10 protein-coding genes are annotated in these 15,047 nt (G+C 60.9%); 4 read left to right on the top strand and 6 right to left on the bottom strand.

The features are described from left to right. Positions 1-98 precede the first annotated feature (98 nt). From D9R14_RS22800 to D9R14_RS03850, 3 genes are all read right to left on the bottom strand, one after another. Entirely contained in the window at positions 99-1,403 is a 1,305-nt protein-coding gene (locus D9R14_RS22800; protein WP_147452938.1) for an O-antigen ligase family protein, read from the bottom strand. Positions 1,404-1,495: 92 nt separating this feature from the next. Continuing rightward, entirely contained in the window at positions 1,496-2,296 is an 801-nt protein-coding gene (locus tag D9R14_RS03845; protein ID WP_170168477.1) for an acylneuraminate cytidylyltransferase family protein, read from the bottom strand. Between the two features lie 83 nt (positions 2,297-2,379). After that, positions 2,380-4,683, bottom strand: coding sequence for an N-acetylneuraminate synthase family protein (locus D9R14_RS03850; RefSeq protein WP_121621987.1), 2,304 nt, complete (start codon positions 4,681-4,683; stop codon positions 2,380-2,382). Between the two features lie 370 nt (positions 4,684-5,053). Between D9R14_RS03850 and D9R14_RS03855 the strand changes: the two genes are divergently transcribed. Together D9R14_RS03855 and D9R14_RS03860 are read left to right on the top strand one after the other, a co-directional pair. Continuing rightward, positions 5,054-5,830, top strand: coding sequence for a class I SAM-dependent methyltransferase (locus D9R14_RS03855; protein WP_121621988.1), 777 nt, complete (start codon positions 5,054-5,056; stop codon positions 5,828-5,830). 330 nt (positions 5,831-6,160) lie between these two features. Next, on the top strand, positions 6,161-7,630 hold the full coding sequence (locus D9R14_RS03860) for a lipopolysaccharide biosynthesis protein (protein WP_121621989.1): 1,470 nt from the start codon (positions 6,161-6,163) through the stop codon (positions 7,628-7,630). Between the two features lie 189 nt (positions 7,631-7,819). Here the strand turns inward: D9R14_RS03860 and D9R14_RS03865 are convergent, their stop codons facing one another. Next, complete coding sequence (locus D9R14_RS03865) at positions 7,820-9,022, bottom strand: polysaccharide pyruvyl transferase family protein (protein ID WP_121621990.1); 1,203 nt, start codon at positions 9,020-9,022, stop codon at positions 7,820-7,822. Positions 9,023-9,324: 302 nt separating this feature from the next. Beyond that, positions 9,325-9,624 (bottom strand): hypothetical protein, encoded by a 300-nt coding sequence (locus tag D9R14_RS22805; RefSeq protein WP_147452939.1) that lies wholly within the window; start codon positions 9,622-9,624, stop codon positions 9,325-9,327. A 135-nt stretch (positions 9,625-9,759) separates the two neighbouring features. On the opposite strand from D9R14_RS22805, the gene D9R14_RS03870 reads away from it, so the two are divergent. Next, positions 9,760-11,598, top strand: coding sequence for a right-handed parallel beta-helix repeat-containing protein (locus D9R14_RS03870; protein WP_170168478.1), 1,839 nt, complete (start codon positions 9,760-9,762; stop codon positions 11,596-11,598). 91 nt (positions 11,599-11,689) lie between these two features. After that, positions 11,690-13,723, top strand: a complete 2,034-nt coding sequence (locus D9R14_RS03875) for an acyltransferase family protein (protein ID WP_170168479.1) — start codon at positions 11,690-11,692, stop codon at positions 13,721-13,723. A gap of 49 nt (positions 13,724-13,772) precedes the next feature. On the opposite strand, the gene D9R14_RS03880 is transcribed toward D9R14_RS03875, so the two are convergent. Continuing rightward, on the bottom strand, positions 13,773-14,783 hold the full coding sequence (locus D9R14_RS03880; protein WP_121621993.1) for an NAD-dependent epimerase/dehydratase family protein: 1,011 nt from the start codon (positions 14,781-14,783) through the stop codon (positions 13,773-13,775). Positions 14,784-15,047 lie beyond the last annotated feature (264 nt).

The raw sequence follows: 15,047 nt of genomic DNA on the forward strand, positions 1-15,047 counted from the left end.
GTTCGCTGGTGCCGACCAAATCATCTCAAATTGTGACGACCGGACGGGCGAGCGACTTCGGTCTGAATGTCTCAAGGTTCGACTTCACAAGCGCCACATCACGATCTCAACTTGTTGGGCCGCCTCCATTGCCCCGAATAGCGTGTCGGCAATTTCTCCGGAGCGACCCGGGCGGGGGGCGCGGCAACCTGATCGTCATCGGGATCTTCAACTTCCAGTGCCAGGACCGCGATGAAGAAATAGAGGGCCATGGTGGGAATGAGGAGGATCGCGCCATCCGAAGCGGCGGTGCCGATATAGACGCCAAGGCCAGCGATGCAGGCGCGATTGAAAGTCCTTCGGCGACCGGGTCCCAGAAGGACAACAATGATAGGCCCCGCGAGATAGACCAGGAACGTGGCCAAGCCAAACAGACCATAATTCCGATAGATACTCGCATATACAACTTCATAGATCGACCCGACTGGCTCTTGCGGCTCGAGCTTGAAGGTGTCGAAATATTCAATCTGGGTAGCGCGCCCGCCCAGCCGGCTATCGACGAGGAAAGACGTGTCCCGTCCCATAAGCTCAAGAACGAAAGGCAACGCGGCGACGAATAGAAGGCCAATCGCGCCCAAGGCCAAGATGCGCGAAGGCCGCAACGATTCGACCCAAGCAATAGCCATCAGGGCCAGAATCAAGGAGGCCCACGCAGTTCGCGACAAAGTTAGCAGCATGCAAATAAGAGCAAGGAAGAAAAATTCCTTTTTCTTTTCAATAAAGTAATAGATGGGAAGCATAAGTCCAAGGCAAACTCCAAAAATATTACCATTATTGTAGGTCGAAATCATCTTATACAAAGAGCCTCGGGTGTTATTTTTTGTTTCCAATGAATCAATATCGTTAAGATTGACTGTGAGAAACGGTATTTCAATCTTAAGGCCAAAGAATGTTTTAGCCACAAAAATAACTACACCGAATATACATACAAAACGTATAGCGAATGCGAGGCATTTTTTGATGAACGCAGGATCGATTCTTGAAACCGATAGGGAAAGAAAGACCAAGAAGGCATTCGGCATAAAAATGAACGTTGTCAGAATTGTCAATGCTAGCGTCGTGCTGTTGGACCTCACGCCAAGAGTTAAAAATGTCATCCCCACAATGAATTGAAATGGCAAAGTTGCAGTCCATGCCGTAATCGACTTGGGTGGCAGGGAATTCAAATTCATCAAGAATCGGAAATAGGAAAGGCCTGTCGCGATCCCGAGCACCACATAGCCGATGGTGACCGGCACGTCTCCGACTCGCGCACCCCCTTTGGGAAAGGCGATGAGAAACGTAACCAACAGGACAAAGAAGGCGACCGTCAGCGGATAATTGCGCTGGGGCGCTGCCGCACCCAACAGATTGTGCGCGTCCAAAGCGGCCGGCCTCCGCCTATCCGCCGTAGACCGGACCAGCTTGGAAGCCGAGCCGGCTTGAGTGGATGCCGTACGAGCACGACGCATCGCGTTCAGCCCAGCGAGCGCAGCGCTGCAGCCGTGCCCTCCGCCCTCTGCAGCCCCTCGGCCCGCCCCGTCCCGATCGCTTCACGCACCGCCTGCGGCATCGCCTCGTCCAGCAGCAGCTCGGCCATCTGGAAGTCACGGATGCCGTCAATGTCCACGGCACTGTCCGGGTCCACCTCGATGGCGAAGATGGCGTCGCCCGTCATCGAGCCGGACAGGATCACGTCGGAGCGGATCACGTCGAGCTGGCCGGTGTGCCAGAAGACCGGAGGCAGCTTCTGGCGCGGCATGTTGAACGGCTCCGGCACCCCCTCAAGCCTGAGTAGCGGCGAGAGCTGTCCGCCCTCCGCCTTGCACCACATCTTGTAGGGCGTGCGCTCGGCTACCGTCACGGAACGGACGCAGGTTATGGCCGGGTTGGCCCGCATCATGGCGACCGAGCGGTCGATCCATTCGGGATCGCGGAACGGCGTCGTGGGCCGGAGCTGAACCATGAGGTCCGGGTGCTCGCCATGGTCCGCGAGCCAGCGCACCGCATGGCCGAACACGTCGAGGTCGGTCGAGAAGTCGCCGGCGAGCTCCGCTGGCCGCATGAACGGCGTCTCGGCGCCGTAGGCGCGGGCGACGGCGGCGATCTCCTCCGAATCGGTCGAGCAGATCACCCGGTCCACCGACTTCGAGGCTTTCGCGGCCGCCACCGACCAGGCGACGAGAGGATGTCCCCCCAGGGGGCGCACATTCTTGCCCTTCAGGCCCTTGGAGCCACCGCGGGCGAGCACCAGGGCATATACGCTGCCGGCCGACATGGACGCTCCGTGCCCGTTCCGTTTCGACCACCGCTTCAGGCTTTCGCCCGCACGCGGAGACAAAGTCATTCCGCTTCGGTGCCTCAATTGCCCTGGGCAAGCCGCAAGCCGGCTCCCATGGCGCTGCGGCCGGTGGCCTTGGTGCCCATCCAGCCTTCCAGCTTGTCGAGAGCATACCAGAAGCCGGCGCCGCCGTCCTTGTGGCCCTGCCAGATCTCCGGCACGAACGAGGCATCGGGGCAGCTTTCTTCCAGCGCGCTGGCAAGCGCCGCGAAGTCCATGGCGCCGTCGCCGATCTGCAGGCCTTCGCCGTCCACGCCCTTGGCGTCGACGATGTGAAGGTGCGCGGTATAGGGGCCCACCTTCTGACAGAACTCGCGCATGGACCAGCCGAAATGGTTGCAGGCGAGCTGCGAGTGGGAGACATCGAAGCACACCCGCATCTTGTTCGCGGCGCAGAAGGCGGCGATCTCGTCCGGGTCCATGAACAGGTTGTGGAAGCTCTGGCCGCCGAAGTGCCAGGGGAAGGGCGGCATGGTCTGCGGGATCAGCTCCACCCCGTCACGATCGAGGGCGGCGAGGGCCTCTTCCATGCGCGCGTAGAGCGCCGGCCGCGCGGAGGCGGGGAAGGCGCGGGAGGTGGAGAAGCCGCCCATGTTGACGATGATCAGCGGCACGCCGGCCCGCTTGTGCCACGTCTTGAGCGCGCGGGTGACGTCGATCACGCGCTGAAGCTCGCCGATGGAATGCTGGCGGTAGGCGTCGTCTGGCGAGGCGAGGTCGAGAATGTGATCGCCCTTGAACAGCTCCGGGGCGTGGACCACGTAGTCGATGTCCAGCGGCTCGGCGAACCAGTCCTCCAGCTTCACCTCCATGTCCTTGTAGGACAGGTGGTATTCGAGAAGCGTGAGGTTGGTCTTCTCCAGCATGGCGCGGTAGTCGTGCCAGCGCACGGGAATGCCCCAGGAGCGCGGGAAGCGGAACGGCCGCGCCTGCGCCACCTCGTCCTGCAGATCGGACGGGAAGAAGGGCGTGCCGGCCTCGATCGCCCGCCGCGCCTTGCGGCCCAGCAGGGCGCCGCGCTGGTTCGGCTGCAGGCCCTGGCCCGGGCTCTGCACCACGATCATGTCGTCGGTGATGACCGCGCCTTCCGCGATGTCCTTCGCCGCCTTCAGGCTCTTGGCGAGGATCTCGCGGTTCATCATTTCGCCCTGGGTCATGGCGCGCTCGCCGGACTCGCCCATGGATTCCTCCACGGCGCGGATGGCGGCCATCATGTCGGCGAACTCGCCCGGCAGCAGCGAGACCTTGTGGTCGTTGCCTTCCAGGCCGCGGTCGATGGTGAAGTGCTTCTCCACCACGCACGCGCCGCGCGCCACCGCCGCTACCGGCACCACCCAGCCGCGCTCGTGGCCGGAATAGCCCACCGGCCCCCCGGCGATCTCGGCCAGACGGTCCATGTAGCGCAGCTGTACGTCCTTGTAGGGCGTCGGATAGGTGGAATTCACATGCAGCAGCACGAAAGGAGCGCCGCGCGCCTTCAGCAGCGCCACGCTTTCGCGGATCTCCGCTTCCTGCGACATACCGGTGGAGCACACCAGCGGCTTGTGGGTGTCGGCGAGGGCGGTGAGCAGATCGTGGTTGGTGAGGTCGGCCGAGGCAACCTTGTAGCCGGCGATGCCGTAGCGCTCCAGCGCCTCGAGGCTCGGCAGGTCCCACGGCGTGCACAGCGGCTCGATGCCCTGCTCGCGCGCATGGTCGAACACGCGGAACAGGTCGTCAGCCTTCAGGTTGAACTTCGCGAGCAGGTCGAGCGTGTATTGCGCGCCGAGGTCCTGGTTGGCGTCCGAACTCTTGCCGCCGCCATAGAGCGACGACAGATCGCGCATCTGGAACTTCACGCAGTCCGCATTGGCCTCCTTGGCGAGGTCCACGAGCCGCTTGGCGAGGTCCACGTCGCCCTGGTGGTTGTTGCCGATCTCGGCGATCACGTAAGCGGGCTGGCCCTTGCCGATGAGCCGGCCGGCGATGGACATCTCAGCCTTTGACGGGAAGGCGATGGCGACCACGCGGTTGTAGTCGTCCACCAGCGGCACGGCACGGATGCGGTCAGAAAAAAGCGTGGAGATTGTCTCCGGCGCCGCATCGATCCGAGCCGTCTGGCACTTGGTGTTCGCAACCGAAGATATGGGCGCTTCGAGATTGATCTCGGGGGTGGACGTCAGCCAGCGGCGGAAATCGCCATCCGTCAGCATGCCCTGGAGCAGCCCGTTCTCGCTCACGGCGAGGACGAATCCGGACTTGTTCATGCTGATCTTGTTGAGCGCGCTCAAGACGGGATCGTCGTTGAGGACGATGAACCGGAGCACGTTGCGATCGATAAGCATACCTGCCTCTCCGCTGCAGCGACCCCGCGGGACGACGACGATCCGGCACAAAATCAGTCAACGGTGCATCGCACAAACTGCAATTGGATCGCAAGGCCAATTTACCGCCAAACCCACCGCCAAACAGGGCGCCAAACGCGCCGCCAAACACTTGAACGGCCCCATCCAGGGGTGCAATTCCTAGACGCACCATAATCAGGCCTCATCGAACGGGCGACTTGACGCGGTGCAGCGAGAACGCCGATAATTCAAACCAAGCGGGAACTCATCTCGTTTGGGAGCTTTAGAATCCAAGCGTTGGTTCGCCGCGCCTTGGCCTTTCGATTTCTCGCCACGACGTGAGCCTAGTCTCGATTCAGCTGGGGAATGCATGACGATGGCTTTTCAGGCAACCAACGCGCGCGCGCAGCGAGAGAAGGATGCTCATAACGAGGGCCTCAAACGGGGGACCTACAACAGCGTCTTTGCGCATACGCGTGTGCTGTATGACCGCAAGCGGCTGGAGCTTCTTCAGGGCCTCTTTCGGGGGCGGGAAGACGGAAGCTTCCTCGAGATCGGATCCGCCTCCTGGATCGCCTGGATCGCCAATAACGGCGTCCGTCCGAAGTCGCTCACCTGCATCAACATCTCCGAGGTCGAACTCGAGAAGGGCGTGAGCAGCGCCGAGCGCAGTGAAGTCAAGCCTCAGTTTAGGATCATGGACGCGAACGCGCTCGAGTTCGCGGACGGTACTTTCGACGTCGTTTATGGTGGAGGCATCCTGCACCACCTTGATTTTGAGAAGGCGGTGGACGAGGTATATCGGGTGCTGAAACCCGGCGGCATCATGGTGTTTCAGGAGCCGTTGGACCTGAACCCGATCGGGTGGGTCGTGCGCTGGGCGACGCCTGCTGCCCGGACGCCGGATGAGCGGCCGCTGCGCTTCAAGGAACTGAATTATCTGCGCAGCAAGTTCGACACCACATTTCACCATGAGCAGTTTACATCGGTGCCGCTTGGGGTCCTCTCCCGATTCATCTTCAAGGACGCCGATAATCCTCTGACCCGCACGGCCTTTGCTCTGGATGAGAAAATCGTTCGCGCGGCGCCATTCGTGGGGAACATCTACCGGCATGTTCTGATCGTTGGTCGCAAGTCCGCCCACTGAAGGCATGACAGCGCTGTTTGGGGTCCGATTATTGGGAAGCAGCCGTCTTCGGGCGTCGTTCGCGGTTGGGGGGACAGCGCGCTGTCAGGCAGTGTCGTTGTCCTCCGGCCGCGAGGCATTCCCTGTCTGCGCCAGGGCAGGGAAGGATCTCGCGGCGTCGCCTTTGGGCGGCCTGAATTCAATCCCGGCAAAAGCGGCTCTGGGCGCCAGCCCTCTAGGGGGCGATCATGCAAGCCGATGGTGGCCTGTGACGGACATGACGAACTCATGGGCGATTTTGCGATTCAATTTTGGATTCGTTTTTGATCGGATCATAGCCGGCGCGGTTCGATGAAGTACCTCCCAAAATCTCAGACGTTCGCGGGGCGATTTTCTATCTATTTGATCGCGGGCGTTTCCCAACAGCTCATCAATGTCGCGCTTCTTCCTATATTTTCCCATTTCCTCGAGCCAGCGGAAATAGGCTTGCTCGCGGTCCTTGCAGCGCTCGAGGCGTTGCTCGTGATTTCATTTGATGGTGCGTTTGCGGCCAGCTGTGTCCATTATTACCATGTCAACAAGACAGAATCGCGAGACCGCACGATCTCGCGGCTCTTTCTCGTCTCGCTGGCTGTCGCAGCGGTGTTGGCCTTGGCGAGCTTTGTGCTCATCTGGCCGACATGGTCGCTGTGGACCACTTTATCGCCGCCTTCGAGCATGCTCGTCGCGATTTTGATCGCGGGCGCATTTTTTCAGCGTATCAACCTGTTCGCGCAGCAGATGTATAGAACGCGAGAGCAGGCGAGGCCATTTGCAGTCATCGCTCTGGTTCGTATTTCCTTGCTTCTTGTCTTGAGTCTGCTGCTCGTCTGCGTTCTCGACCTTGGGCTTCTCGGAGTGTTTCTGGCGCGGGCGCTCGCGGCGTTCCTGACGATGATCATCGAGATCAAGCCGCTCGCGCGTCCGGCATTGTCGCCTGCTCCCGGGACCGTGGTGGAGCCATTGCTTCCCATCTGGCTGTTTGCGATGCCGCTGTTGCTTCAACAGCTTTCAGGATGGGCGCGCGTCTTTTTCGACCGGATTCTGCTCTCGAATTTTGTCGGGGCACCCGCCCTTGGGGTATATTTTGCGGCCGGTCTCGCGGGGCAAGCTTTCGCGCTTCTTACAATCACTTTCGATCAAACGTTTGCGCCATGGTATTATCGTAAAAGAAGCTCGGGCGAGTTGGATTTTAGAAAAAAATCAACGATTGTGGCCCGTGTTTATCTGTCGGGTCTCGGCATTCTGTGTGTGGTCGCCATGGCGGTTTCTCCCGAAATTTATCATATTCTGTTCCCGGGCCAGTTTGCCGAGGCGGGGAGAATCGCTCCCATGATCATTGCGGCTCAATTTATAAACGCCGCCGGGCAGTTCTTTTCCAAGGTACTCCTCTTTCATCGAAAGACAGCTCTAATTCCGGTCTTTAGCGGAGTTGGAATGCTTATCGGATTCGGCTGTATGATTTTTCTTGTCAATTATTTGGGGGTCGTTGCCGGCGCGTTGGGCCTCATCGTCACCAACCTCATCGTGCTCCTGGGCACATGGATGGCGGTTCGCCGCATCGAGGAGCCGGATTTCAGCATCCTTTTCACACTCTTCATGTCGTCGATGCTCTGTGTCTACGGTGCGATCTTGTACCAGTGGGGCTTCGCATTCGAACTTCACTCGCTGGCGGTGCGCGGGGCGGGCGTTGTCGTCTGTATCCTGGCCGTGGTGCCCCTCATCGGATCCGATGGCCGAGCCTTGATACTCGGCCTTCTGGGACGCCGGGGCGGAATCTGACCTGGTGGGGGTTCTCCTGACTTGGGGCGTGCGCGCCTTATCAGTGTGTGCAGCGGGCTGAGCTGACGACCCGTTCCCCTCTTCAACCGAAAGAGCCGGCCAACCGGCAAATGATCTCAATTTTCGCGTTTGCTCGTGATCCAGAAGCGGGGCGCCTGCGCGCGCCCGGCCTCATGGCAGTCGCCCCCGTCACCGCGACAGTGCGGGCGCAAACTGGGCGATATTTTCTTGCGTCAGGGTGTAGAGGGCGGTCTGAGCTTCGGCCACCTGCGCGCGATAGCTTTCGACGTCGTCGAGAATTGGGCTGAGGCGGGCGATGAAGGCGTCCTTGAATCCCCGGTGCTGCACGTCGACCTGCCATTCGGGCTTGCCGATGTCGTTGAGGAAATAGGCCAGCTTGGGATGGGAAACCAACGAGAAGATGGCATTGCCGACGCCGAAGGGGACCATCTGCCCATGCCCACGCATCCCTAGCGTCAGCGGGATCGCGGCGTAGAAATTCACGACCTCTTCGAAACTTGCGTTCGGCATGTCGTGCACGGTGAAGCGCACTCCGGCGGACCGCAGGAACGGGAGAAAATACCGATCGCGCGGATCGTGAATTGTGACCACAAGCCTCCAACCCTTTGAGGTGAGCCACTTCAAGCAATCGGCGATTTCCTCGACCACCGGTCCAACGCCATCTTTGAAGCGAAGCTCCGCCCTGTCGAACGCAAGATTGACCGCAGCGACGCGCTCCAGCCTTGGAACGTTGATGGGGTGGAAGCGCGATATCATGGTGGTCGGGCAGGGCTGAAACTTGAGCTTGGCTGCCAGTTCTGGAGAAAGGTATTCTGACAGCGCTGCAATGCTGCCCCGATTGCGCAGTCCGAAGAAGGCGGATTTGGCAATTGTCTCGGTGATGTGTTCCCTGAACTGGGATGCGAACTCGTCCTGCCCGGAAAACCGGTTGTAGCCTATGGCGAAGCCGATGATCGGACGCTCCAACTGGCGCAGGAGATCGAGGGGAATGTTCCACTGCCAGCCGGACGCACTCGCCGGAACGCTGTCCTTGAGGATCAGGCCGCCGCCCCCGAGCACCAGCGCCGGTGCGCGCTTGTTGATTGTTGCGATGTCCTCCGGCAGTACGCGCTCCCGTACCGGCATCAGCCGCCAGCGATGCTGTCCCAGTTCATGATCGATGATCTTTCTGGTGGAGACGAACAGCGCAGTATCGCCGCAGTTGCCCGACCGATGGACCCCGTAGTGGGGCAAGAAAGTCTCATCGGAGCCGAGGACCTTGTCTTTCAGGCGGTAGCCCCGGGGGCGCAGCCGTTCGCTGGCTGCGCTCAGGGCACGGGGTATGAAGCCATGCGGGTCTTGGCGCAACGAAGCCACGATGCGGTCTAGCATGTGTCTGGTCCCATCAGCGGGTAGGAGGAAAGGGGCTTGTCGTGTCTATCTGGTAGAGGCGGGCTTCGGCTATCTCGAAAGCCTATGCGGGCCGGGTGACGATCCGATTACGAGCACCTTGGAGCGTGTTGCGAGAAGCGCGGCCGTTCCGAAGAAAGGTGTTCATGATAATAAAAATTATCCATAATCTCCAAATCACATGGTTTAAACCAAGTATTTCTATGCAGCGTTCCATTATCAGTTATGCATATATTCATTTTCGCAAACGTCAGAGTCGTAAAATGCTCGGAAAATTGCGCCGCTCACACGGTTGTAATGCAATGATGGGAAGTCTTGTCTGGTAGTGCCGGTGCGAATTGTAGCGCTATTTTCTTGTGCGGTGCAAGAGTGGGAAGGCCGGTCGCCTGCTGGTCGACGCTGACCACCGTCCCCTGTCCTGAATAGGCCGTGGCGCCTGGCTGCCGGAGATTGAGCGGCTGGGTGCCGGCGATGGTCATCCTGAGGTCTGGATGGGCCTCACGCAGAACCGATTCGATGCGGGCGAACGTGCGCCCGGATGACCCGCCGGTCGCCACGGCGCGAACGGAAAGAGGCCTCGTCATCCACCCTCCAGACGTCCGGCACAAGCCGGTGCAGCCGCACCTTCGCAACGGCGCACCTTCTGTTTAACCGGAACTTTTTTTGCGGTGCAAGATTGGCTAGGATGCTGTGCGGCGGCGGCTATGGGAAACAACGGGATGAGAGACGTAAACGCAGCCTTTCTCCTGTCCCGCCGCGAACTGATTCTCGCCGGCCTGGGGATCATTTTCGTGCCGCCCGCCATTGCGGGTGCGACGCGCGACCCCTTCCTTGCGAATGCCCCCGCGGCACTCAAGGACCGCCTCGCCGAACTCGGGCGGCTCAGCCGTCGCACACAGGTGGGTCATGTGAACATTCCCCGCCTTTATCGGGACCTGGATGCTCTTCCCGGCAGCCGCGACGCGGTGGATCTGAGGTCCTTCGGCGCCCGGCAGGACGGAGAGACGGATGACACGGACGCTGTCCGCAACGCCCTGGGCTCGTCCGCGCAGGTCATCCGGATTTCGGGTGGAGGCGTGGTGCGGATCACGCGGTCGATCGACGTCGATCGTTCCGTGGCGTTCGTTGGAGCCGGTGATGGAACATCGATCCGCTACACTGGAGCGGGCGCCGTCTTCAATGTCGGCCTTCGGCAGGGCGGTGATACGGACTTCCTCCACGATCTTCGCTTCGATCGCCTGGTGGTGTCGGGTCCCGGCAACGGCAACAGAACGCCGCCGCTCATACAGGCGCGCAATGTCCGGGGCATCTCGCTCACCCGTTCGAAGATCTCGAACATGGGCGGGCTGGTGGTACGGCATGCTCTCGAACGCAAGATAAACTTCCGCGGCGAAGGCGCACCGCGATCTCCTGACGTGGACCCGGCCGTACTCGGCGGCTTCTCGGCAGCCTCGACCGACGATCTCAACGAAGACGTGGTGCTCATCGACAATGAGATCGCTTGCGATGCCTATTTTGCTCAGGCGCTGCGTGTGAATTTCGGCAAGCGGCTCGTTGCTGCCTACAATCGCTGCCGCCATGCCAATATTTCGTGGTGGGGTGGCGGCGGCCGGGTGATTGAGGGCGGGGCAATGCAGTTTCTCCGCCGGGTGCGAGAATTCGCCATTGTCGGCAACGAAGTCCATGGGTCTCTGGGCGGAATATACGGCAACAACGGCGATAACGTCCTGATTGAAGACAATATGTCCGATGACGTCCTGGACTGCGGCATCGATTTCGAGGGATGTTTCAACTCGATCGCTCGCAGAAATATTTGCAGAGACGCAGGTAATTTCGCGTATTCAACTTTTTTTGCTGCGAAGAATGTCAGCTTCGAACACAATATCGCCATTCAGACCGGCAAGGGCGCCAGCGCCCCCCAGCGGTTGGGCTCCCGTCCGGTTGGGAAGCCGACTGGAACAATCGTCTTCGCCCTGAGAAGCGCGGGCTTCGCGGGAGAGGGAAAGATCGAGGTTGCCTGCACCAACAACACTTTTGCGTTTACCGGTCCTGCTGGCCTCGGTTATGTACTGCCGAGCTATAGCTCTTCCCTGAATTTTTCTGAAAACGAATTTCTGAATGTGAAATGCAATCTGAAGTACAGCCAATCTGGGGTTGTCGTTATTAATAGGAACGCGTTTGTCTATACGCAGCCGAGCCTCGAGCCGGAGGTTCTGGTGGGGATCGGTGACACCAGGCCGCGGTCCGAGTCGCGCATCGTCGACAACACGCTGCTGATCGCGGCCGACATGCCAAAGGGCTCTGCGGCGTTGGGGGCGGTCCAGAGAAGTCCCGGCCGCACGGTCATCAGTGGCAACGACGTCAAGCTCTCCGGCGGCTCGGTGGAGTATGGGCTGCTGATCCGTACGGAAAAGCCGGAGGACGGGAAGGAGCCCGAATTCGTCGTGAGGGATAACCGGCTTCCCTCTATCGTCGACCGCAGCGAGGGGGGGGCTGCGAATGTGCTGGCTGAGGGCAATGTCGATGCAGGCGGCTCCGGCGTCGGCGTGGTCAGGTAGACCCGGGCCCCCGCGGCCAGAGGTGTCCGGCCACGAAGCAGTTCGAGCGAATGGATTCAGTGGAACGTGGCAGCATGAGGATGCGGGGGGCATGAAGTATCGGGCTGATATCGATGGGCTACGGTGCGTCGCCGTTGTGCCGGTTGTGCTATATCATGCCGGCCTTAGCCTGATGCCCGGCGGATTTGTTGGTGTTGATGTTTTTTTTGTAATTTCCGGGTTCTTGATCACCTCGATCATTTATAATGAAATGGTTCAGGAAAAATTCAGTTTCGTTTCTTTTTATGATCGACGCGTCAGGCGTATATTTCCAGCATTATATTTCGTTTTGTTTGTGTCGTCGATCTTTGCGTTAGTAATATTGATACCGGTTGATCTTGTGGGTTATGGAAATAGTATGATCTATACGACGCTGTTCGCGTCGAATTTTTATTTCTGGTCAACTGCGGGATATTTCGCCGAGGCGTCGGAGACGCTGCCTCTCCTCCACACCTGGTCGCTGGCGGTTGAAGAGCAGTTCTATCTGCTGTTTCCACCGGTGTTGCTGCTCGTGCTGCGGCTGATCGGCGCGCGGTGGCTTGCGGTCGTTCTCCTGGTCGGGGCAGGTGTCTCGCTGGCGGCATCGGCGTGGGGGGTCTTCGCGGTTCCCCGTCTCACATTCTATCTGCTGCCGACCCGGGCCTGGGAGCTCTTGATCGGCTCGCTGATTGCCGTCCCGTTCCTCCCCAAGATTCCGGCACGCTTGGGTTCGGCGCTTGCCGCGTCCGGCTTGGTCATGATTGCCGCGGCAATATTGACGATCGACGGCACGATGCCGTTTCCCGGCATCACCGCGCTCCTTCCCTGCATTGGCGCGGGGCTGGTGATCTATGGCGGCATGTGGTCCAGCGGAGGGCTGGCCAAGAGTGTGCTCGAATGGGCCCCGGTCGTGTATGTCGGCAGGCTCTCGTATTCCCTCTATCTCTGGCATTGGCCCGTTCTGGTTTTCGGTCGCCTCTATCTCGGGCGATCACCGAGTGCCGCCGAGGCGGTTGCTCTCGTCGCGCTCAGCTTTGCGCTCGCCGCGTTTTCATTGCGCTTTGTGGAGGCGCCCTTCCGTGGCGCGAACAGTCTTGGCGGGCGTCCCTGGCTCAGGCTCGGTGCCGGCGCAGGCCTCATCGCCGTAACCAGTGCGGTGGCGTTGACGTTCACCCTGAATCACGGCCTGCCCGGTCGCGTCTCCCAGGAAACGCTGACTGCGGAAGCGGTGCGCTGGGATCGCAATGCCTTGAGGCAGAGGTGCCTGGTCGATTCCCCGTTCTCGTTCAGCGCGCGCCAGAAACTGCCACCGATCGAGGGCTGCCTCGCGGGTCCAGGCGCGGCCGGGCAGCGCTATGAGGTCGTCGTGTGGGGGGACTCGCAGGCGGATTCCCTGGTGCCCGCCGTCGTCGATATGGTCGCCGCCAGGGGCTGGACGGTGCGCGAGATCGCCATGGAGGGATGCCCGCCACTGATTGGTGCGGATCTCGTTGTGGTCAAGCAGGACCTGCGTGGCGATCGCTGCAAGCAATTCAATACACAGGCGATCGAGATGATCCGCAATTCCCCCGGGCTGAAGCTTGTGGTGGTGGCGGGTCGGTGGTCCGTTTGGTCCGAAGGTGGAAGTGTGCCCGCTGACCCGCGCTACAGCGTTGACGAGATCAGCGGCGTTCGCAGCCTCGACAACAGCCGCCGCGTTTTCGCCCGCTCGCTTGAGGCATCGGTTCGCCAGATCACGGAAACAGGTGTTGCCGTCCTCCTCATGGGGCAGGTTCCGGAATATGAGCATTCGCCATGGCGCTGCGCGGCCTATGCACGCCTCCGAGGCCACCCCGTCGATGCCTGCAAGATCGGCGAGCGCAACGTGGTCGCGGCTCCCATGCAATATTCCAACACGATCATCCGGCAGCTTGCGAAGGACGATCCGCTCGTCTCCATCGTGCTGCCGACCGAAGTGCTCTGTGAAGGCGAGCGCTGTTATTCCGGGCGCGACGGAATATTCTATTATATCAATGCCAATCACCTGACCTCATCAGGTGCAAGGCATGTGCTGAGCGTCTTCACTTTCGATCCGAAGGTGGGCGGCGCAGGCGGGTCGCCGAACTGACCGGCCCGGGCATGGAGTTCGCGGGTTTGTGACCTGCGTCACGCCGCCCCTACTTCCGGTAATGATCCCGGTACCACGCCACGAAGGCCGGCACGCCGATGTCGAGTGGGGTCTGTGGACGGAATCCCGTCAGCGCTTCCAGCAGGCGCGGGTCGGCGAAGGTATCGCGCACGTCGCCGGGCTGCATGGGCCGCATGAGCTTTTCTGCCTCGCGGCCCACCGCGGCCTCGATGGCCTTGACGAAGTCCAGCAGCCCCACGGGTTCGCCGCCGCCGATGTTCACCGCCCGCCAGGGAGCGACCGGGGAGAGGCTGTCCTCGACGCCGGCGGCCTTAACCGGCTGGCCCGCCACCGGCGGCATGCCGGCGAGCCGCACCACGGCCTCGACGATGTCGTCCACATAGGTGAAGTCGCGCCGCATCTCGCCCATGCCGTAGATCTCGATCGGGCGTCCCGAAAGGATCGCGTCCACGAACTTGAACAGCGCCATGTCCGGCCGGCCCCACGGGCCGTAGACGGTGAAGAAGCGGAACGAGGTGGTCGGCAGGCCCCACAAGTGCGCGTAGGAATGGGCCATGGCCTCCATGGCCTTCTTGGTGGCGGCATAGAGCGTGATCGGCCAGTCCGCGCGGTCGGTCTCGGCGAACGGCATCTTCGCGTTGCCGCCATAGACCGAGCTGGTGGAGGCCATCAGCAGGTGCTTCGGCCGCGCGACACGCGCCGCCTCCAGCACGTTGTAGGAACCGACCAGGTTCGAATCCACATAGGTGCGCGGATGCTCGATGGAGTAGCGCACCCCTGCCTGGGCGGCGAGGTGAACCATCACGTCCGGCGCCGCGGCCTCGGTGGCGGCAGTGAGCGCCGCCATGTCCTCGAGCCGGGCCTCGACGGCGCGGAACCCGTTCGAACGGGCGAGAATGTCGTGGCGCGCGCGCTTGAGCGCCGGGTCGTAATAGTCGGTCATACCGTCATAGCCGACGACGAAATGGCCCTCGTCCAGCAGCCGGCGCGCCAGATGGAAGCCGATGAAGCCGGCGGTACCGGTGATCAGAAAGCGCATGAAGGGTCTCGCGAGGGGTTCAATCCGCAGTGGCGCAGGGATGAATGGTCCAGACTGGTGGGATCAGGTGATATATGGGTTTCCGCGCGTTTTGCGAACTTGCCCCACCGTCAGCCCTGCAAGACCGTGCCCGGAGGATGCTATCGCACGCATCATGTTCGCTCACGTCGCCCTCCCACGCGGGAGCGGGATCCGATCGTATTGGTCGAATTCGCGACCGGAGTCACGGGCTGGTTCCTGTTCAAGGACGCCTCCGGCAGATGG

This window comes from Xanthobacter tagetidis, from assembly GCF_003667445.1.
Taxonomy (GTDB): Bacteria; Pseudomonadota; Alphaproteobacteria; order Rhizobiales; family Xanthobacteraceae; genus Xanthobacter; species Xanthobacter tagetidis.